At 41.6% G+C, this 19,477-nt stretch carries 18 protein-coding genes and 3 tRNA genes; 12 read left to right on the top strand and 9 right to left on the bottom strand.

What is annotated here, in order from left to right; translation table 11 throughout:
* Positions 1-19 precede the first annotated feature (19 nt).
* Positions 20-1,999 (top strand): DHH family phosphoesterase, encoded by a 1,980-nt coding sequence (locus KVT11_RS18890; RefSeq protein WP_017359884.1) that lies wholly within the window; start codon positions 20-22, stop codon positions 1,997-1,999.
* The gene (rplI, locus tag KVT11_RS18885) at positions 1,996-2,445 is read left to right on the top strand and encodes a 50S ribosomal protein L9 (protein WP_007497423.1); all 450 of its coding nucleotides are present in this window, start codon (positions 1,996-1,998) and stop codon (positions 2,443-2,445) included. Before KVT11_RS18890 ends, rplI begins: the two co-directional genes overlap by 4 nt.
* Before the next feature lie 201 nt (positions 2,446-2,646).
* Here the strand turns inward: rplI and KVT11_RS18880 are convergent, their stop codons facing one another.
* The 7 genes from KVT11_RS18880 to KVT11_RS18850 all read right to left on the bottom strand — a co-directional run bounded on the left by KVT11_RS18880 (position 2,647) and on the right by KVT11_RS18850 (position 10,061).
* On the bottom strand, positions 2,647-3,861 hold the full coding sequence (locus KVT11_RS18880; protein WP_116306600.1) for a CynX/NimT family MFS transporter: 1,215 nt from the start codon (positions 3,859-3,861) through the stop codon (positions 2,647-2,649).
* A 22-nt stretch (positions 3,862-3,883) separates the two neighbouring features.
* The gene (locus KVT11_RS18875; RefSeq protein ID WP_008347524.1) at positions 3,884-4,027 is read right to left on the bottom strand and encodes a YycC family protein; all 144 of its coding nucleotides are present in this window, start codon (positions 4,025-4,027) and stop codon (positions 3,884-3,886) included.
* Between the two features lie 18 nt (positions 4,028-4,045).
* Complete coding sequence (locus tag KVT11_RS18870; protein ID WP_116306598.1) at positions 4,046-4,834, bottom strand: alpha/beta hydrolase; 789 nt, start codon at positions 4,832-4,834, stop codon at positions 4,046-4,048.
* A gap of 89 nt (positions 4,835-4,923) precedes the next feature.
* Complete coding sequence (locus KVT11_RS18865) at positions 4,924-5,889, bottom strand: iron-hydroxamate ABC transporter substrate-binding protein (protein WP_035704087.1); 966 nt, start codon at positions 5,887-5,889, stop codon at positions 4,924-4,926.
* Between the two features lie 98 nt (positions 5,890-5,987).
* The gene (locus tag KVT11_RS18860) at positions 5,988-7,613 is read right to left on the bottom strand and encodes an ABC transporter substrate-binding protein (RefSeq protein WP_116306596.1); all 1,626 of its coding nucleotides are present in this window, start codon (positions 7,611-7,613) and stop codon (positions 5,988-5,990) included.
* A gap of 209 nt (positions 7,614-7,822) precedes the next feature.
* The gene (locus KVT11_RS18855; protein ID WP_116306594.1) at positions 7,823-8,704 is read right to left on the bottom strand and encodes an alpha/beta hydrolase; all 882 of its coding nucleotides are present in this window, start codon (positions 8,702-8,704) and stop codon (positions 7,823-7,825) included.
* A 499-nt stretch (positions 8,705-9,203) separates the two neighbouring features.
* Entirely contained in the window at positions 9,204-10,061 is an 858-nt protein-coding gene (locus KVT11_RS18850; RefSeq protein ID WP_116306592.1) for a hypothetical protein, read from the bottom strand.
* A gap of 109 nt (positions 10,062-10,170) precedes the next feature.
* Between KVT11_RS18850 and KVT11_RS18845 the strand changes: the two genes are divergently transcribed.
* From KVT11_RS18845 to KVT11_RS18835, 3 genes are all read left to right on the top strand, one after another.
* On the top strand, positions 10,171-11,127 hold the full coding sequence (locus KVT11_RS18845) for a DUF4885 family protein (protein WP_116306591.1): 957 nt from the start codon (positions 10,171-10,173) through the stop codon (positions 11,125-11,127).
* 282 nt (positions 11,128-11,409) lie between these two features.
* Positions 11,410-12,774 carry a replicative DNA helicase gene (gene dnaB / locus KVT11_RS18840; RefSeq protein ID WP_003214779.1) on the top strand — a complete coding sequence of 455 codons (1,365 nt, stop codon included), beginning with the start codon at positions 11,410-11,412 and terminating at the stop codon, positions 12,772-12,774.
* A 128-nt stretch (positions 12,775-12,902) separates the two neighbouring features.
* Complete coding sequence (locus KVT11_RS18835) at positions 12,903-13,316, top strand: VOC family protein (protein ID WP_017359894.1); 414 nt, start codon at positions 12,903-12,905, stop codon at positions 13,314-13,316.
* Positions 13,317-13,348: 32 nt separating this feature from the next.
* Here KVT11_RS18835 and KVT11_RS18830 read toward each other — a convergent pair whose 3' ends face one another.
* Complete coding sequence (locus KVT11_RS18830) at positions 13,349-14,554, bottom strand: cytochrome P450 (protein WP_116306590.1); 1,206 nt, start codon at positions 14,552-14,554, stop codon at positions 13,349-13,351.
* Between the two features lie 115 nt (positions 14,555-14,669).
* Here KVT11_RS18830 and KVT11_RS18825 point away from each other — a divergent pair, with 115 nt between their 5' ends.
* The 4 genes from KVT11_RS18825 to KVT11_RS18810 all read left to right on the top strand — a co-directional run bounded on the left by KVT11_RS18825 (position 14,670) and on the right by KVT11_RS18810 (position 18,276).
* Positions 14,670-15,272, top strand: coding sequence for a TetR/AcrR family transcriptional regulator (locus KVT11_RS18825; protein ID WP_223255611.1), 603 nt, complete (start codon positions 14,670-14,672; stop codon positions 15,270-15,272).
* 216 nt (positions 15,273-15,488) lie between these two features.
* Positions 15,489-16,784 carry an adenylosuccinate synthase gene (locus KVT11_RS18820; protein ID WP_007497400.1) on the top strand — a complete coding sequence of 432 codons (1,296 nt, stop codon included), beginning with the start codon at positions 15,489-15,491 and terminating at the stop codon, positions 16,782-16,784.
* Positions 16,785-16,917: 133 nt separating this feature from the next.
* Positions 16,918-18,051, top strand: coding sequence for a DUF418 domain-containing protein (locus KVT11_RS18815; protein WP_116306589.1), 1,134 nt, complete (start codon positions 16,918-16,920; stop codon positions 18,049-18,051).
* Positions 18,052-18,066: 15 nt separating this feature from the next.
* Complete coding sequence (locus tag KVT11_RS18810; protein ID WP_024718463.1) at positions 18,067-18,276, top strand: hypothetical protein; 210 nt, start codon at positions 18,067-18,069, stop codon at positions 18,274-18,276.
* A gap of 30 nt (positions 18,277-18,306) precedes the next feature.
* Here the strand turns inward: KVT11_RS18810 and KVT11_RS18805 are convergent, their stop codons facing one another.
* Positions 18,307-18,831: a peroxiredoxin family protein gene (locus tag KVT11_RS18805; protein WP_116306588.1), complete on the bottom strand. Its 525-nt coding sequence runs from the start codon at positions 18,829-18,831 to the stop codon at positions 18,307-18,309.
* Between the two features lie 334 nt (positions 18,832-19,165).
* On the opposite strand from KVT11_RS18805, the gene KVT11_RS18800 reads away from it, so the two are divergent.
* The 3 genes from KVT11_RS18800 to KVT11_RS18790 all read left to right on the top strand — a co-directional run bounded on the left by KVT11_RS18800 (position 19,166) and on the right by KVT11_RS18790 (position 19,477).
* Positions 19,166-19,241, top strand: a tRNA-Lys gene (locus tag KVT11_RS18800).
* Positions 19,242-19,247: 6 nt separating this feature from the next.
* Positions 19,248-19,319: transfer RNA gene (locus KVT11_RS18795), tRNA-Glu, on the top strand.
* 81 nt (positions 19,320-19,400) lie between these two features.
* Positions 19,401-19,477: transfer RNA gene (locus KVT11_RS18790), tRNA-Asp, on the top strand.

The raw sequence follows: 19,477 nt of genomic DNA, 5'->3' as shown, positions 1-19,477 counted from the left end.
TGTTGAGGAGTTGATATCAGTGCCAAGCTTCTATCGAAAACCTGTCATCAAGTATCCGATCTTCGCGTTAATTGTTCTTGCGGTGATCACAGTCCTCCTCAACCTTTATTTTAATTGGATCATAGGAGCGGTTGGTCTTTTAGTCCTTGCGGGTGTGCTCTACTTTTTAAAGTGGGCAGATACGCAGGTACAAAAAGAGATTGATTCATATATTTCAACATTATCCTATCGAGTCAAAAAGGTTGGAGAAGAAGCATTAATGGAGATGCCAATTGGTATTATGCTGTTTAATGACCAGTATTATATCGAATGGACCAATCCATTTCTCGCTTCGTGCTTCCATGAAAGCACACTTGTCGGCAGATCCTTGTATGATACATTTGAATCCATTGTGCCTCTTATTAAACAAGAGGTTGAGACAGAAAATGTGACGCTGAATGACCGGAAATTCAAAGTCATTATTAAACGGTCAGAGCGCCTTTTATATTTCTTTGATGTCACGGAACAAGTGCAGATTGAAAGACAGTATGAAAATGAACGAACGGTGTTATCTTATATCTTTTTAGACAATTATGATGATGTGACGCAGGGTCTTGATGATCAGGTACGTAGCGCGATAAATAGTGAAGTCACATCGCTGTTAAACAATTGGGCACAAGAATACGGCATTTTCCTAAAAAGAATTTCATCTGAACGATTTATGGCGGTATTAAACGAGAGCATCTTAGCAGAGCTTGAAGCGTCGAAGTTTTCCATTTTAGACGAGGTTCGTGAGAAAACAGGGGCACATAGCGCCACGCTTACCCTTAGTATTGGAATCGGTGCGTCTGTTCCTTCTTTAAAAGAACTTGGCGCACTTGCGCAGTCAAGTCTTGACCTTGCCCTCGGACGAGGCGGGGATCAGGTAGCGATTAAACAGCCGAATGGGAAAGTGAAATTCTACGGCGGAAAAACCAATCCAATGGAAAAACGGACACGAGTACGCGCACGGGTCATTTCACATGCTTTAAAAGAAATTGTATCTGAAAGCGGTAATGTCATGATCATGGGGCATAAGTTCCCCGACATGGACTCTATCGGTGCCTCGATCGGGATTTTAAAGGTTGCTCAGGCGAATGGAAAAGAAGGTTACATCGTCATTGATGCCAACCAGATTGGGGACAGCGTTCAACGCTTAATTAGTGAAATTAAAAATTATGAAGAACTTTGGTCCCGTTTTATCACGCCTGAGGAAGCGATGGAGCTTGCAAAGGATGACACATTGCTTGTGGTCGTAGATACACATAAACCGTCCCTTGTGATGGAAGAACGACTGCTAAATAAGATCGAAAACGTCGTTGTCATTGACCACCATAGACGTGGTGAGGAATTTATCCGTGATCCTTTACTTGTCTATATGGAGCCGTATGCTTCATCTACAGCAGAACTTGTGACAGAGCTGTTAGAGTATCAGCCGAAGAAATTGCGGATTAACATGATTGAGGCCACAGCACTTCTTGCTGGGATCATCGTGGATACGAAGAGTTTCTCCCTCAGAACGGGGTCAAGAACGTTCGATGCAGCATCCTATCTTCGTGCAAAAGGGGCAGATCCTGTCCTTGTGCAAAAGTTTTTGAAAGAGACAGTCGATCATTACATCAAACGGGCAAAGCTCATTCAGCATACAGAGCTGTATCAAAATCAGGTAGCGATTGCTTCCTTGCCGTCTGACAGGTCTGAGTATTATGATCAAATTACGATCGCACAAACGGCTGATTCTCTCTTGTCGATGAGTGAGGTTGAAGCATCATTTGCTGTCGCAAGGCGAGATGACGATACGGTCTGTATTAGTGCAAGATCGTTAGGGGATATCAACGTTCAAATTATTATGGAAGCATTAGATGGCGGCGGTCATTTAACTAACGCTGCGACCCAGATTTATGGTATAACCATTGAAGAAGCGGTAGAGAAGTTAAAAGCTGCCATAGACGAATATTTCGAAGGAGGGGTTCAAAGATGAAAGTCATCTTTCTAAAAGACGTAAAAGGCAAAGGGAAAAAAGGCGAAGTCAAAAATGTAGCTGACGGATACGCTCACAACTTTCTCATCAAACAAGGGTTAGCTGTTGAAGCAACTCCAACGAACCTAAGTGCATTGGAAGGGCAGAAAAACAAAGAGAAAAAGAATGCCATCCAAGAGCTTGAGCAAGCGAAACAATTAAAAGAAACACTTGAGGCGCTGACAGTGGAACTCACTGCTAAATCAGGTGAAGGCGGTCGTCTATTTGGTTCGATTACAAGCAAACAGATCGCTGATAAATTGCAAAAAGAACATCAAATCAAACTCGATAAGCGTAAAATCGAGTTGAATGATGCCATCCGTGCGTTAGGATACACAAATGTACCGGTGAAGCTTCACCCAGAAGTACAAGCAACATTAAAAGTGCACGTCACAGAACAAGCATAAACAGAAAAGAACCCGTCTCCTCGTGAGACGGGTTCTTAGCGTGTAGACAAACCATCGCATTCGGTGTCAGTCCTGCGTTTCGGTGCTCACGAATGTCAAATTCGCTCCGCGCCGATACTCGTCCTTCCTAGAATGCAAAGGTTTTCTATCACGCTAAAAAGAAGACAAAGGGGTAAAATGAACTTTATTTTAGCCCTTTGTTTATGATGGATCTGAAATATAGACGCTTCGTCCAGCACGCATACCGGATATAAACATGAAAAATAGGACGATGATAAAGATGATAATGGCTGGCGTCCATGTATGTGTCGCATCAAAAAGGATACCGATCATGAATGGACCAACAGCGGCTAATAGATAACCGAGTGACTGCGCCATTCCAGAAAGGGCAGCTGCTTGTTCCATATTGGTTGTTCGTAATCCGATAAATGTGAGGGCAAGACTGATACTGGCCCCTTGTCCGACGCCGATGAATAGCACAGAGATGACAAGAATAGGCGTCGACCCTCCGAGAAGGAGACCCATCATGCCGAGTAAATACACAAGGACAAGGCCGACGACAAGCGGTCTTTGCGTTTTTAATTTTTCTGCAAAAACGGGCGTTAAGAAGGTGGATGGCAGACCAGTGAACTGCATAATAGAGAGCATCCATCCCGCTGTCGCTAGGTTCATGCCATGTGATGTCAAAATATCAGGAAACCATGCGATACTGCTGTAGAAAAGGAATGATTGCAAGCCCATAAAAAAGGTCACCTGCCATGCGACACGTGAACGCCATATTGGCTGCTCTTTGAGTGAAATGCTTTTGACAGCCGCTGTGTTCTGATGAAGAAGCTGCGGCGCCCACACCATCATCGCAAGAAGGGCAAGTCCGGCCCAGACAAGGAATGATGTATTCCAGCCGCCAGGCATCGCATGACTGAGCGGAACACTGACACCAGATGCAAGTGCAGCAAAAACGGACATCGATGTCGTATACACGCTTGTCATTAATCCAGCATGTGCAGGGAATTTATGTTTCACAAGTCCAGGTAAAAGCACATTACAAATCGCAATCCCGACGCCGACTAGCGCTGTTCCCATCATTAAAAAGGTGATGCTGCCCAATGAACGAATGACAATCCCAAAGAGCAGGACAGCAAGCCCAAGCCAAAGTGTTCGTTCATTCCCAAGACGTTTTCCGATTTTAGGTGCAATGGGAGATAGCAATGCGAATGAGAGCAGTGGTAATGTCGTGAGGAAACCAGCCAGTCCATTTGAAAGCTGTAAATCAGAACGAATGGCACCGATCACAGGACCAACAGACGTAATGGCTGGCCTCAGGTTAAAGGCAATGAGTAAAATCCCAGCAATCAGCAAAATGGTTTGCCCTGTACTGCGAGGATGAAATGTTGATTTTTCTAGTTGTTGTTCCATGAATGTAAACTCCTTTATTTCTTTAAGAACGATCTTTCTTCTGTTCAAGCTCCGCTAATTTAGCTAATAAGATGTGCTGCGGCATATGCATGATTTGCTCTAACGGTACATTGAGTGATGCAGCAAGCTTTTGTGCGGTATCGGCTGAGATTTGTAAAGGTCTCATGCGCAAATCCCTCCTCTTTCAATCTATACGTTCCAATATACCATATCGACTTTGTGACTTGCTGATAAAAAATTTGGGTTTTCTTTTATAAAACCACTTGATGGCCGATAAGAAATTTTTTTGAAATTGTTTCAGATGGTGGCCCTCTCCTTGTTCAATGTGAAAGTGAAGCTTTCGTTCCTGCATCCCTTTCTGTAATAAAAGATCATGGAGTTGTTTGTTGAATAAAGGCATGTGCTGTTGGGCAGATGTTTTGCCTTTCCCTTCTTCACTGCCTACAGACAAATAGACAAGGTGGTCCACAGACTGAATGCTTTGTTGTTTAGCAAACGGTAGAAAATCTTGATACCAAAATGACCCAGAGATAGATGCGATGTTTTTAAAAAGGTCAGGGTACATGAATAAGGTATAAATAGCAAAGAGTCCACCTAATGAAGCACCTACGTGGCTATGTTCATGACCGGTCTGTTTGACTGGGTATTCTCTTTTGATATATGGAAGCAAATCATTTGCTAAAAATGACACATATGTCTGTGCCTCACCTTTAAAGTCAGGGAATCCAGAATGCAGTGATGATGCTTTCCATGGTGTATATTCGTCAAGTCGATTGAAGGGGTGTATACCGACGATGATGATTGGCGAGATGGTTTTGGCTTCAATCATGCTTTCGATCTCTAGCAGGTGGGTTCTAAACAAAGAAGAGCCATCTTGTACAAAGACAGCTGGAACATCAATAGAGGTGTCCGGTGGAAGGTAAATATCAAGCTGCCGCCCGTTCAATTCGTCATATAGAAACGTTCCGTTCATGTGTATTCTCTCCTTCAAGTTTTCAAGCTTCGCTGAAAAGAAGAACAAAGGGCTAAAATGTTTAGCCCTTTGTCAAGATGCGCATCTTTTTAGTTGGTTTGATCTAGCCATTTGACAGCCTGATCAAGGAAAGTTGTTTTGCTTAGTGCTGTTCCTCCCTGAAGCATAGGATCAACGACATTTTCATTGATGTGCCCATTTTTCACAGCTTTTAGGCTGTTCCAAATTTTATTTCCCTCTAAGTCCTTCAATGCATTTGGATTCGATGAGTTTTCCTCTTGGGAGAACTGAACAAAGATATAGTCAGGATTGAGTTCGCCTAGGCGTTCCAATGAAATCATTGCTTGTGCTTTGGCTTTTTTGATATCACTTGGTGCTGTAAACCCTAAGTCCCCATATAAAGTAGAGTTGAAGTATACGTCTTCAGGGTACACGTACAGGTCGCCCTGTCTAATGCGTAAAATGACAGCTGTTTTGTTGTTGCTTTTGTCTTTCAGGGTTTCTTTCGCTTGTTTGAGATCTTTCTGATAATCAGAAATGATGCTTTTCGCTTCTTCACTTTTGCCAGTCAGTTCACCGAGTAATAAAAGGTTGCTTTCCCAGTCGGAAGAGACATGTGATACTGGGATCGTCGTTTGGACTTTATCTAGTTTTTTAATTGTTGCAGGCGGGAACTTGGTTGATCCGAGTATCACGTCTGGTTTTAGTTTTAAGATTTTTTCTAGGTTTGGTTCTGTTTTTTCCCCAATGCCTTCTGTTTTTGCTGTAATGTCTTTAAATAATTCAGGGAAAGTGCCGCCGACAGTAGAAGCACCAATAGGGTCGATACCAAGTAGTTTTGCATCTTCCATCGATTCTAGGCTTCCAGCAATGACGATTCGTTTCACTGGTGTTTTCAGTTTGTACGTTTGATCTAAGTATTTGATGTTTGTTTCTGCTGCTTCAGCTGACTTGCTTTTGGTTGTGTTTGAAGCCGGTTTATTTTCTGCAGCACCACAGGCTGCTGCGATGATCGTCATGATACAAAGGATAAGCAATGCGAACCATTTTTTCATTTGTTTTCTCCTTTAACTGATAATTGTTCTCAATTAAAGATTGTAGTAGTCATTCGTCCTTTTATCCATAGACAATGATCTGTCTAGTGATGGACTTTTTACGGAAAAAAAGATAAAAGGTCCTGAATGACTCGTTGATGACTGGCTGCTGTGTATTCACGCCAAGGGTCAGAAGCGAGTGGATAGACGGCTTGTTGCGTCACAGCCTTGAGATTTTGCCAAGCCTCCTGTTGCTTTAACTTTTGATAAAAAGCAAGGGTTTTTGGTTCTTTATGCAACAAAAGGAAGATGGCATCTGGGTCTAACTGCTGTATAGAGTGAATGCTGATTTTTTTTTCGATGAGCTGGCCATCATTCTGAAAAGCTGGCAGAAGGCCAATGTCATGAAAAATTACTTCTGACAAGGTGCGATTGACAGATAAGTAGAGCTGATCTTGAAAGATACGAAGAGGCAGGACGGTTCTTGGTGGATGATCAACAAGGCATTCCTTTTTCGCTTGATTAACGAGTTCTTCGTAATGAAGCAGCCATTCTTCTGCTTCCCTCGTTTCGTTTAAGAACAGAGCTGTTTGTCTGAATTGAGTGCGCCAATCCAATTGTGTGAATGGAACAAAGTGAACAGGACAGATGGTTTCCAACGCTTGTTTTTCTGCCTCTGTCACATGATCATTGGCAATGATCAGCTCAGGTTGTGCTTTCTTCAATTGCTGTATATTGGCTTCAGCGTGCTCGTTGATACGATGTGCACTCAGATGGATCGGAATTTCTTCTGCATAATGCTCAAAGTCATGTGCTGTCCATTTAGGGTGAAGAGGGGCAGCATATGGGATGATATGAATAGGTGTGAGCTGCCCGAGTATGGAATGGCCATAGGCAGCCATTTTCCGTTGACGGCTTTTCATATAAGCAGAAGGAGTGATACCCGTTTTTTTCTTAAAGATCCGGCTAAAGTAATAGGGGTCTTGATAGCCGATGTCCTGTGCAATGTCTTTGAGCTTTGCATGACCTTTCGCCATTAACTGTTTGGCTCTAGCCAGTCTTTTCTTGGTGATATAATCAGTGACACTCACATCAAAATGCTTTTTAAATAGCTCGCTGTAATGATTGGCGCTGATACCAGCCATATGAGATAGACTTGTAAGGCTGAGAGGTTCTTCGGAATGTTGATCGATATATTGTTTTGTTTTAAAAAGGGCGTGTGTTGTGTCACAAATGTCTTCTTTATGCAGTGTGAAAAGCTGCATCATGAGCTGTTGAAAAAGGGTTTGGCTTCTAAAAATGCTAATGGATTCAGGTTTTTGCCATTCTGCTGTCATGTCGGACAGTAAAGAATGAATGTGTTCAATCGAGCTAATATCGATAAATTGCCATACATTCAGTAAAGAGCGGGCATGTTCAGTTGATACTTCTTCTATGTTTTGACCTTGCGGCGTGTACATCTGAAAGCGAAACAGATAGAGCTCGTGTTTTTGATAAGGCTCTGTTTTCAACATAAATGTTTCCCCAGGCATCATCGTATAGAGTGTCAGATGTTTCAATCGCCATCTTTGATCGTTCAATGTAAGTAAACCGCTGCCGCTTATGCTAAAAAGGAGGCAGAAAGTATCTGACAACTGCTGCTCCGTATGTGGAAGATCTGCATTATTTATTTTTTCAGTATATGTTAATCGATAAATGCATTGTTCAGCATTTACCTTTGTACATAATTGATGATTGTTTCCCATAAAACCACCTGATCTCTTATTAATTGATAAATATTCTCAATTGAATTGTATCAGAAAGAGCTGGAAAATGGTGTGTTTATTCTGTCAAAAAAGCACCCTGATGGAGATCAGGGTGCGTAGGGTGTAGAGAAATACTTGCATTCGTTGTCCGTCCTGCGCATGTGATAAGGGCAATCTTTTGAGATAGATCACTATGTTTCGTGTGTTCACTAGCTTTTTTTCATGTCTGTGGTTGTTAAAGGATCATCATGATAGAGTGCAAAACGAAAAGCATAATTCATCAGCACCGGCAAAACGGACGTATGTCCTTCTTCAGGGAACTCGTGATAGGCAGTATGCAAGCCGTAAGACGATAAAGGCAACATACGATTTGCTAGTGAATTGGCATGATCATTCATTTGACATGGATGATGTTTTTCTAATTCACCTACACCTACAAGCAGCCTGACATCCATAGGCACCTGACGTACATAGTTGGTGAATTGGTGTTCTTTTTCTAGAAATAATTTTTTGTTCCAGTGGATAGAAGGGCTCCCTGCAATATATGTCTGATAAGCATCAGGGTGCTCAAATAGTGTGTGTAATACAAAAAGACCACCAAGAGAATGCCCAAACAGTGTTTGACGACTTTGGTTGATCGGAAAGCGTTTTTCGATATAAGGCTTTACCGTCTTTTCTAAAAATGAAAAGAAAGTAGAAGCGCCGCCATATGTATGGATGGAGAAGTCCTTTCTTTTCCTCCCAATGGAAGCATCAGGGGCGGTAAGAGTGAGATCATAATGCCTAAGCGGATGATAGGGTTCTTCTGTCTGATAGCCAATTCCCACAATGATGGCAGGTACGATTCCTGTTTTCTCAGGTCTTCTTGACTGTAAACGAATGGCTTCGACCATTGTGCCAAAAAGTGAATTCCCATCAAGCATGTACATGACTGGAAAACCAGCGGCGGGAGGAGTGGTATTCGGTTTAAATATAAAAAGTCTGTATGGGTGTGCTGTGATATCCAGTTGCTCCGTCCCAGGTATAAAAAAAGGACGGCTTTCCCCGAAAAGTGAATTCTCAGTACCCATTTCTTCAGGGCGCTTCAACATATATAAAAATTCCCTTCCTCAAAATGATCCTCATATGGTGATAAAAGCAGGCTTGTGAATATTGGTTGGATGAGAGTATTACTTGAAAATTTCAAGTGAAAATGATTCTCAATTATCATGTGAGCAAACCAAATAATAATAGTTATTAATTATAAAGTCAAATGTTCATAAAGTTATGTAAATGTTAATTTCGCCCAATTCATTGGTGCGGCCTGCTCTGCTTCTATATTTTGCGTCTGCAGCCGGTCATCGAGAAGTTCCGCCATACCAAGCACCGTCCTTTCATACAAAAATACACTACTCTTCTTTTTAACATTTTCATTCATAACAAAATGAAATGGTCAGTCGGGGTTCTGCTAGAGAGCGTGTTGAAAGAGGAGGGGCTGTTTTAAAAGTGGCGAAATAACATATAACATCAAAAATGAGGCAATAAAAAAAGTAAGGGATGTGCCCTTACTTTTTGATCATATTGGTGTACATATCTGTAAACACGATTCAATTAAAATCCATCTGTGACATCATATTCGTAACGGATATCGGCTTTGACATTGCTCATAGTAGATCTCGCGGTAGCTTTTGCGTTGTACTTAAAGCTCCATTTTTGAGCGACTCTTAATTGATCATCCAGAGATATACGATAAGAACCACTTGTTGCAGAGGAGAAAAGTGATTGATACCAAATGTTACTATCGCTAGACATCAGTTTGTGTGTGACATTCCCTTGGTTGGGTGTTTGAGTGCTAGTTGTCGTAATCGATTTGACAATTGCACTTTTAGGAATAGAAGAATTGTTCGTTAAATCCATTGTAATGACAGAAGAATCAACCCCTAAAAAATTTAAAGAAGAATTCCCCAAGTTTGTAGCAGTGCCTGTAAAATTGAATGTCCCATTTCCAGATTTAATACGATCTTGAATGGAAACAGTAAAATACATGTTTCCGCTATATGTACCACGGGTTACTTTCACAAAATAAGTTTCTGAAGTTGAAGTCACGTCACCAGTATTTGCAAAAATAAAGGGCGTTACTGAATCAGGATTAATTACTTCTGTTTTCGCATCAGAATATTTTGAGTTATAAACCTCGATTTTCATCCCAGTATATTGCTTATTATACGAACTTCTGACATAAACTCTTTCACCTTTATTGATCGTAAATTGATAATACGCTTCATTTTCACCTTCAGGTAAGATTGTCGTGTCTGAACGACTATTTTTCCAATATCCCATTGAACTTGCAGTGTTAGGACTGTTATTCCCCGTAATTACTGCTTCCGCTGACTTAGGTGCAAAAAAACTAGTAACAAGCGCCAATAATAATGCTGGTAATAATAAACTTTTAAAGATAGTATTTGTCATATATTAACCCTCCTTGTAATAATTACTATATCGACATTAAACTAACAAATTTTAACTGAATTGCCGATATATTTAATAATCACTATTTTCTTAAAAAAGGAGAATCAAAATGAATATTAATACGTCATATACAGCCAGTTCTTCGAACAATTTGAACCAAATAGATTCTAAAGGTCAATCAGCTATTAAAAGTACAAATGAAGTGATGACCGAATCTGATAGACGGATGAAAATATTAGATGAAAAATACGAAAAAATAAATGAACAAAACAAACGATTCAAAGATCCTCATGGTCATATATTTGATAAGTATCGAAATCCATACTCTCCTTATTTCAGAAGTGACCTAACCAAACCAGAAAGAGATGCTGCTTACTCTATGGAAATTGGATGGGCTAACCATGGGAGAGGAGGGTATTATAATTTTAATGATGCCGCCTTCCGTAATGAAAATCGGTACGACCCTACCCAAGAAAGTGTCGAAAAGAAACTATTGAATCGTCAAAAGGTGAATGAACAACTGCAAGCTTTGTTTTCTACCAATGGTTTGAACATTCCTAAAAACGCCAATTTAACTTTTACCATTGACCCAAATCATTTCAAATTAGTGGTGAGTGGATCAACTGATGAATCAATGATCAACCAAATAGAAGACATATTAAATACAAGCAACAATACAAGAGAACTATTTTTTCATATTATGAAAAGTAGAAATGATGATTCGACTCAATTCACGCCGGATTCACTTGCAAAGTTCCACCTTGTCAATCAAATCAAAACGGTGACAGGCTACAATTTAAAAGATTTAAGCATTGTAAACGGTCAATTTGTAACGGATACCGGAGCGAATATTTTTGATATCTACAAAGAAGAACTTCTGAAAAACCCATACACAGCAGAAAATGCCCGTATTGCTGCATCACATTATGGTGCACAGCTCTTTGACTTAGCCAAAAACGGATATGATTCTATTCCCGATTTGGTGTTATCTATTGGGTATGAAAACGGGTCTTTATATGACATTGGACAAAAGGTGAATTACGGAGTTAAGAAAACGATAGATTAAAAAACGCACCTGATATTTTCAATATTTGATCATGTGCGTGTTCATGCCATGTTGGAGTATCGATCACATGTGTGAACAACAGCTACAAATTCCATTAGCGATACAAAGGACTCTATAACAATTTATGTTACAGAGTCTTTTCTATTTGAAGTGTGTTGTTTCGCTGTTCAACAAAACATCGACATGGTAATTTTGACTATAGTTGATGTTTTTCACTTTTTTATTGATGAAAATGTTAAAATGATGAGTAGCGTATTTTTTTATGAAAGGACGGTGCTTGGCATGACGGAACTTCTCGATGACCGGCTGCCGCCGCAAAATATAGAAGCCGAGCAGGCCGTATTAGGTGCTGTTTTTTTAGAACCATCTGCGCTAACGCTCGCTTCTGAAGTATTAATTCCAGAGGATTTCTATAGAATGTCGCATCAAAAGATTTACAATGCGATGCTTGTACTTGGTGATAGAGGGGAACCGGTTGACCTTGTCACGGTGACATCAGAACTTGCCAATACAGACTTACTAGAAGAGGTAGGCGGGATTTCGTATTTAACCGATATTGCGAACTCTGTCCCAACTGCCGCTAACATTGAATATTATGCAAAAATTGTGGAAGAAAAATCCATTTTAAGACGTCTGATCCGTACAGCGACAACCATTGCACAAGATGGATATACGCGTGAGGATGAAGTAGAAGATCTATTGAGTGATGCTGAAAAAACCATTATGGAAGTGGCTCAGCGTAAAAACTCAGGAGCTTTCCAAAACATTAAAGACGTTCTTGTTCAGACATATGATAATATTGAACAGCTTCATAATCGAAAAGGTGATATCACTGGGATTCCAACGGGTTTCTCAGAGCTTGACCGGATGACAGCTGGCTTCCAGCGAAATGACTTGATTATTGTAGCCGCTCGTCCGTCCGTAGGGAAAACAGCCTTCGCGTTAAATATTGCCCAAAACGTCGCGACCAAGACGGATGAAAGTGTCGCCATCTTTAGTTTAGAGATGGGTGCTGAGCAGCTGGTCATGCGTATGCTTTGTGCCGAGGGAAATATCAATGCACAAAACCTAAGAACCGGTAATCTCACAGAAGAGGACTGGGGTAAGCTGACAATGGCGATGGGTTCGCTATCAAACAGTGGGATTTTCATTGATGATACACCTGGCATTAGAGTCAGTGAAATTCGCTCGAAATGCCGCCGTTTGAAGCAAGAAAATGGGCTTGGTATGATCCTGATTGACTACTTACAGCTCATCCAAGGGAGTGGACGATCAAGCGATAACCGTCAGCAAGAGGTATCTGAAATTTCTAGGGCTTTAAAGTCACTAGCAAGAGAACTTGAAGTGCCGGTCATTGCCTTATCACAGCTTTCTCGTGGGGTAGAGCAGCGTCAGGACAAACGTCCGATGATGTCTGATATTCGTGAATCAGGAAGTATTGAGCAGGATGCCGATATTGTGGCGTTCCTTTATCGTGATGATTACTATGACAAAGAATCAGAGAATAAGAACATTATTGAAATTATTATTGCAAAACAGCGTAACGGTCCAGTTGGAACGGTATCACTGGCTTTCGTGAAAGAATATAACAAATTCGTCAATTTAGAAAGAAGATTTGACGATGCGGGTGTTCCGCCCGGTGCTTAAAGCCCAGCTCAAGAAGCTGGGCTTTTTTGATCCATCTACATCGAAAGAATGACTGAAAAACATTCGAAATGAGGAGGAGAGACAGAAATACAGATCGTATACTAAAGGGAGAAAAGGAGTGATGACTGATGAAGTTTCAACAATTCGAAGCCGCTCAATTACGCATCGCACGTCCGACCGTCAACATGAAAGAGGTTGTTTCTTTTTATGAAGAAGGTTTAGGGCTGAAACGAATAGGCTCATTTGATCAGCATGAAGGGTATGATGGGGTCATGCTTGGGCTTCCTCACCAGCATGTTCATCTGGAAATCACCAAACATGAAGAAGACGAAAGCTTGCCTGTTCCCCACCCAGAGCAGCTGCTTGTATTCTATATTCCGGATGAAGAAGAATTTCAGCAGATGAAAAAGAGACTGATCGCATTTGGCGGACGGCATGTCACCTCTACGAACCCGTACTGGGATCGAGGAGGCGTGACGATTGAAGATCCAGATGGATATCGAGTGGTGCTCATGAATACAGAAGGAATTACACCTGATTAAGAAAGACTCCCATCTCGTGGGAGTCCTTTTTGTTATGATCGAGGCGTGACACGGAGTTTTAGCTCTTTTAGCCCATACATACCGCTGCTTGTCATTGGGACGTAAGAGAGAAGCTCTAGTGATCCATATCGTGACTGTATGGCTTTGATGGCAGTGCATGCTTCTAGGCGAGCAAGTGGTGCGCCTAGGCAGAAATGAATGCCGTGGCCAAAGCCAATATGGGGATTAGGGTGCCGGTGTATATCGTACTCATGTGCGTTTGGAAATTGACGCTCATCCCGGTTCGCAGAAGCAAGAAAGACAATCACACTGTCTCCCTTTTTCAAGACTTTTCCTCCAAGTTCGGTGTCTTCTGTGACATACCGGACGATGGTAGGCGCAGGGGCACGAAAACGGACAGCCTCCTCCACAGCTCGAGGAATGAGGTCAGGTGATTGAGCGAGCGCTTCATACGACCCCGGATTTTCTAACAAACTAAAGATCATATTGGAGATCAGGTTGGTGGTCGTTTCGTTGCCTGCTAACAGGAGAAGATTGCAGAAAGGAATTAATTCGTCTGCGGACAGCTTATCTCCATCTTCCTCCGCTTGGATTAAAAGCGAAATCAAATCCTCACTAAGGTTCTGCCGCTTCTCTTCAATGATGTCAGCAAAAAACGCCATCATGTCCGCTTCGCTTTGATCCCGTGTTTTTTGCCATTCAACGACATCTTTTTCATGTTCACTTTTAGGCATGCTGACGAGAATATCGGACCATTCTTTAAAGGATTGTTTATGTTCTGTTGGCACACCTAAAAGCTCTGCAATGACTATCACAGGAAGCGGATAGGAGATGTCTTGAACAAGATCAATCTCTTCCTTACCTTCTATTTGTCCAATGAGATCATCCATTAACTCTTGAATGCGTGGTTCCCACAATTTCATCACCCGGGGTGTAAAGGCTTTGCTCACAATGGAACGGATTCGTGTATGTTTTGGCGGGTCCATCATGACCATTGTTTTCATCAGTGAATGTTTCCGGTGGTCTTGAGGAGGTTGACTAGAAAAGGTATCTTTATCGATGGTGACGCGCTTTGCTTCTTCATAGGTGAAGACACTCCATGTTTGGCTGTGTTCATCAAAATGAACAGGGGATTCTTGACGCATTTTGGCGTACCAATCAAATGGGTGATACGGGTCCTGCTTATTTTTCCCTCTTAATAACGCTTTCTGAACGGCACTAGGTGTTGTTGTTTCCATGATCATCACTCCTTATGGGTTGTCAGATGATTCCTTTTTTTCACTGTGTTAGATTTAAGGTAATTCATCAGGAGAAAGGATTCAACCAACAGAAAGGCGAAATCTGTTGAAGAAAATGGGAAGGGGAGAGCGGCTTGTGGCGGACTGCTACAGAGGGGATAAGCGCGCAACTGAATCAAAGCAACAATTAAGAAAAGCATTATTTCAGTTATTAAAGGAGAAGGAATGGGGGAAGATTTCTGTACAAGATTTGACGAACAAGGCAGGAATCCATCGCACCACCTTCTATCAGCATTATGAGGATAAGTTTGACTTAGCTCAGCAGGTCATGGATGAGATGTTTGATGTCATGAAAATCGCTATTTTTGCTCCTGTACATGAAAGTGAGTGGAAGAGCGATCATGCAGCATATGTGTATATTTACCGCTTTTATCAGCATTTGCAGGAACATGAAGAGGAGTATCAGATTCTCTTGAAAAGAGGAAGAGAGCTTAATATTCATCAGACGGCCAGTGCTTTTTTTGAAGAAAGCTTTACTTTGGGGCTCGAAGAAGTTACAGGTTCACCACCTGATCCACAACACGTTCCTCTCGAAATGCAGAAGCAATTTGTCATTTCTGCTTATGTTGGAACAGCTGAGTGGTGGCTGAGAAAAGGTAGACCATACTCACCCGACTTTATGGCAAGTTCGATGATTCAATTGATTGAAAATCACTGAACAAACGGAAATGAGAAAAACAGTAATTTTGATCGAAATCTCCTTGTTTAAGCGTAGAATGAGCAATTAAAGCGCTTTTCCTCACATGTAAAACGAACAAAATTTGATTTCAAGATATTAATGTTCGGATTTCACGTTGACTTTTTCATTGTCCATTGATAAAATAAATGTGTTTGAAAGAGATAACGTTTTGAAAGGTTAACGGAGGTGCACGATATGTCTTCAGTAGTCGTAGTAGGTACGCAGTGGGGTGACGAAGGGAAAGGGAAAATTACCGATTTCCTTTCAGAAAATGCAGAGGTGATTGCCCGTTATCAAGGGGGAAACAATGCAGGTCACACAATCAAATTTGATGGAGTGACTTACAAGCTACACCTCATTCCGTCCGGTATTTTTTACAAAGAGAAAACTTGTGTCATCGGTAATGGAATGGTGGTTGATCCTAAAGCGTTGGTCACTGAGCTTGCGTATCTTCACGAACGGAATGTGAGTACAGATAACCTCAGAATCAGCAATAGAGCCCATGTCATTCTGCCTTATCACTTAAAATTGGACGAGGTAGAAGAAGAGCGGAAAGGGGCTAACAAGATCGGTACGACGAAAAAAGGAATCGGACCAGCTTATATGGACAAAGCTGCCCGCGTCGGAATCCGTATCGCAGATTTATTAGATCGTGAAGTATTTGAAGAGAAGCTTGCACGTAATCTAGAAGAGAAAAATCGTCTTTTAGAGAAAATGTACGACACAGAAGGCTTCAAAATTGAAGATATTTTAGATGAGTATTATGAATATGGTCAGCAAGTGAAAAAATATGTTGTGGACACATCTGTTGTATTGAACGATGCTCTAGATGAAGGCCGCCGTGTTCTTTTTGAAGGGGCACAAGGCGTTATGCTTGATATCGATCAAGGGACATATCCGTTCGTGACGTCATCTAACCCAGTGGCTGGAGGCGTGACGATTGGTTCTGGTGTAGGTCCTACGAAAATTCAACATGTGGTCGGCGTATCAAAAGCTTACACAACTCGTGTAGGTGATGGCCCATTCCCGACAGAACTCCATGATGAAATTGGCGATCAAATTCGTGAAGTTGGCCGTGAATACGGTACGACAACTGGCCGCCCGCGCCGTGTTGGCTGGTTTGACAGTGTTGTTGTCCGTCATGCACGCCGTGTGAGCGGAATTACAGATTTATCTCTTAACTCCATCGATGTACTGACAGGGATTGAGAAATTGAAAATCTGTGTCGCTTATAAATTGAACGGAGAAATCACTGAAGAATTCCCAGCAAGTCTAAATGAATTAGCGAAATGTGAACCTGTCTACGAAGAAATGCCAGGTTGGACAGAGGATATTACAGGTGTGAAGAATTTAAGTGAACTGCCTGCAAATGCCCGTCATTACTTAGAGCGCATTTCACAATTAACAGGTATTCCACTTTCTATTTTCTCAGTCGGACCAGACCGTTCCCAAACGAACGTTGTCCGCAGCGTGTACCGTCCATCATTATAGACTGATCAGACACCAGTAAAATCACACATTTTACTGGTGTCTTTTTTTGTTTAAATATTCCTTAATTTCTACGGAACGCTCTTCCTGTCATTACCAAAATGTGATAACTGTATAAAAAGGAAGGAGCGTTCTAGTGAAAGAAAGAATACGATTATTAGATATTTTACGAGGTTTTGCGATATTAGGTACATTGGGTACAAACGTCTGGTTTTTTGCATACGCAGGGGATACCTTTGCGACAGATCAGATTGCGGATGAATATGAAAATGGTAGTTTTCTTGAAAGTCTTGTCTCTATGTTCGTTTATGGCAAAATGCTATCGCTGCTCACAATCATGTTTGGCGTAGGGCTAGAGCTGAAATACCAGCAGGCGAAAAGAAAAAATACGACTTGGCCGGGTACATATTTATGGATTCTTTTATTTTTATTTATTGAAGGCTTTGTCCATTTTGCGCTAGTGATGGAATATGATGTGCTCATGAGTTACGCCGTCACGGGTTTGCTTGTGGCGTTTATTGTCCGTGGAGGGAGTCGGCGCATCAAAAAAGGCATGATTGTCTCGGGTGTCATTCATTTGTTGGTGACGGCTTTTCTCGTTGTATTTTCTTCCTCTGAATTGGAAAATGAATCCTATGACGAGAGCAGTGAACCAGCGTACGAAGAACAACTGCCGGAGACATGGATATCTCAAGTTCAAGACCGATTACAGCACTTTTTGATGTACCGAGAAGAAGCAATCTTTATTATCCCAATGAATACCTTTTTGTTTTTATTAGGTGTGCGGATGATGAGAGCCGGTGTATTTTATGCAAATGAGCGTGGGCAAACTCTGCGGAAAACATTGTTCCGAATGGGTTTGTGGATTGGACTGCCGCTGAATGCGCTCGTCTTTGTACCAAATGACATAGTGGAATTCGTGGTGCGCTATGTGTTTTCGCCATTCCTCTCTATTTTCTATATTGCTGTCGTGGCGAAGCTTCTAGCACGCACGGAGTCATGGTTCATGTGGACTTGGTTTGAATATGTAGGGAAAATGGCGCTTAGCTGCTATATCCTGCAAAATGTCATCTGCTCGCTTCTTTTTTACAGCTGGGGATTGGGTCTTGGCGGTCAAATCAACGCCCCCCTTATCGTCTTGTCATGGTTGTTGATCTCTCTGCTGCAAATCGCCATTTCAGCCCTTTGCTTACACGTCTGGCGAATTGGACCAATGGAGTATATCCGATCACAGGCACTTCGCCGTGTGACAATGAAGAAAGCATCTTAAAGGGGAATAGATACAATGTTTTTCAAAAAAACGACGAAAAGAGAACAAGCCAATGCACAAAAAGCAGCAGGATCGGCGTTTGTTTTTTATCTTCTAGCATTAGGAGGACATGCGTCTTACGCTTTTTTTCAAGGTGAGAGTACACCTGTGACTTTTGTGATTTTAATGACAGGTCTTCTTGTGTTTTTCACCGCAGATTGGCTATACAACAAAAAACATTCATAAAAAAGAAGCCCTCTGATGAGAGCTTCTTTTTTATTTTAGGCTTTTATATTGGCCTTTTAAATTTTTACGAATGTATTGAATGATTTTGCGCAGTTCGTTGGCGTGCGGTCTGCCAAATGGACTTGTTTGTCTTTGCTGATAGAGGACTTGGCCTTTTTCATTTAATAAGAAATAGGCAGGTTCTCCGTGCACCCCGTGATCTTCATATGGGGCATCTTCCCCGTGATAGAAGACTTCATAGGCTTTCAATGATGTGAGGTTTTGGTCAGACATGATGGGGAAAGAAAGTCCCTCTTTGTCTGCAAATTCCTTCAAGTCTTCAGGGTTATCTGTTGAAATCGTCATTAAGTGAATATCCTTGTCTTGAAAATAGGATTGCTGTTTTTCCAGCTCTTTTAATTCCTCGACACATACTGGGCACCATGATCCTCTAAAGAAAACGATGAGGTGCCAGCTTTGATGCTCCTCTAAATGTTTGTAAAACTCAATGCGATCGCCCTGCACTGTTGGCAGTGAAAAATCGGGCATTTTATCTCCTAATTTAAATGAACTCATCCTATGCTTCCTCCTTTTTCAATCACCATGTTGTTTGTTTCTTGTATAACCAATATTGGTCGGAATCAAACGTTTCTGTGTGCTGGATTGGGCAGTAGCCAATGATTGAATGAAGGCGCTTGCAGGATTAGGCGGTTTAACAGAAGATATCAAATCCGACACTTTTTTTAAAAAAATGTCGAAAAACGTATTGCCATATGTAATTACTCTATGATATTATAAATCTCGTTGTTGCAAAGGTCTCTGAAACTTGTTAGGATGCGATGTTCCAGCTTTTTTAAAGCGATTGGTTTGACGCAGTACAACTTCTTCAGAATTACTTTTCACAAACCGAGAGCCATTAGCTCAGTTGGTAGAGCATCTGACTTTTAATCAGAGGGTCGAAGGTTCGAGTCCTTCATGGCTCACCATGTTTTGGCCCGTTGGTCAAGCGGTTAAGACACCGCCCTTTCACGGCGGTAACACGGGTTCGAATCCCGTACGGGTCATTGATTTACTTTAGCGTTAAGCTAATTTTTCCTCACTTGCTTGAAGGAGCACCACGATTGCTTTTTCGGGCAAGTTACTGAGGTCCGGTAGTTCAGTTGGTTAGAATGCCTGCCTGTCACGCAGGAGGTCGCGGGTTCGAGTCCCGTCCGGACCGCCA

The sequence above is a fragment of the Bacillus sp. GbtcB10 genome (genome assembly GCF_019091365.1).
GTDB lineage: Bacteria > Bacillota > Bacilli > Bacillales > Bacillaceae > Bacillus > Bacillus altitudinis.
This window is presented reverse-complemented; position numbering and strand designations above follow the sequence as displayed.

Bases quoted from the DNA above. Each gene is read 5' to 3' on its own strand.
- rplI (WP_007497423.1), top strand. From the start codon at position 1,996: ATGAAAGTCATCTTTCTAAAAGACGTAAAAGGCAAAGGGAAAAAAGGC.
- KVT11_RS18880 (WP_116306600.1), bottom strand. From the start codon at position 3,861: ATGGAACAACAACTAGAAAAATCAACATTTCATCCTCGCAGTACAGGG.
- KVT11_RS18875 (WP_008347524.1), bottom strand. From the start codon at position 4,027: ATGAGACCTTTACAAATCTCAGCCGATACCGCACAAAAGCTTGCTGCA.
- KVT11_RS18870 (WP_116306598.1), bottom strand. From the start codon at position 4,834: ATGAACGGAACGTTTCTATATGACGAATTGAACGGGCGGCAGCTTGAT.
- KVT11_RS18865 (WP_035704087.1), bottom strand. From the start codon at position 5,889: ATGAAAAAATGGTTCGCATTGCTTATCCTTTGTATCATGACGATCATC.
- KVT11_RS18860 (WP_116306596.1), bottom strand. From the start codon at position 7,613: ATGGGAAACAATCATCAATTATGTACAAAGGTAAATGCTGAACAATGC.
- KVT11_RS18855 (WP_116306594.1), bottom strand. From the start codon at position 8,704: ATGTTGAAGCGCCCTGAAGAAATGGGTACTGAGAATTCACTTTTCGGG.
- KVT11_RS18850 (WP_116306592.1), bottom strand. From the start codon at position 10,061: ATGACAAATACTATCTTTAAAAGTTTATTATTACCAGCATTATTATTG.
- KVT11_RS18845 (WP_116306591.1), top strand. From the start codon at position 10,171: ATGAATATTAATACGTCATATACAGCCAGTTCTTCGAACAATTTGAAC.
- dnaB (WP_003214779.1), top strand. From the start codon at position 11,410: ATGACGGAACTTCTCGATGACCGGCTGCCGCCGCAAAATATAGAAGCC.
- KVT11_RS18835 (WP_017359894.1), top strand. From the start codon at position 12,903: ATGAAGTTTCAACAATTCGAAGCCGCTCAATTACGCATCGCACGTCCG.
- KVT11_RS18830 (WP_116306590.1), bottom strand. From the start codon at position 14,554: ATGGAAACAACAACACCTAGTGCCGTTCAGAAAGCGTTATTAAGAGGG.
- KVT11_RS18825 (WP_223255611.1), top strand. From the start codon at position 14,670: ATGGGAAGGGGAGAGCGGCTTGTGGCGGACTGCTACAGAGGGGATAAG.
- KVT11_RS18820 (WP_007497400.1), top strand. From the start codon at position 15,489: ATGTCTTCAGTAGTCGTAGTAGGTACGCAGTGGGGTGACGAAGGGAAA.
- KVT11_RS18810 (WP_024718463.1), top strand. From the start codon at position 18,067: ATGTTTTTCAAAAAAACGACGAAAAGAGAACAAGCCAATGCACAAAAA.
- KVT11_RS18805 (WP_116306588.1), bottom strand. From the start codon at position 18,831: ATGAGTTCATTTAAATTAGGAGATAAAATGCCCGATTTTTCACTGCCA.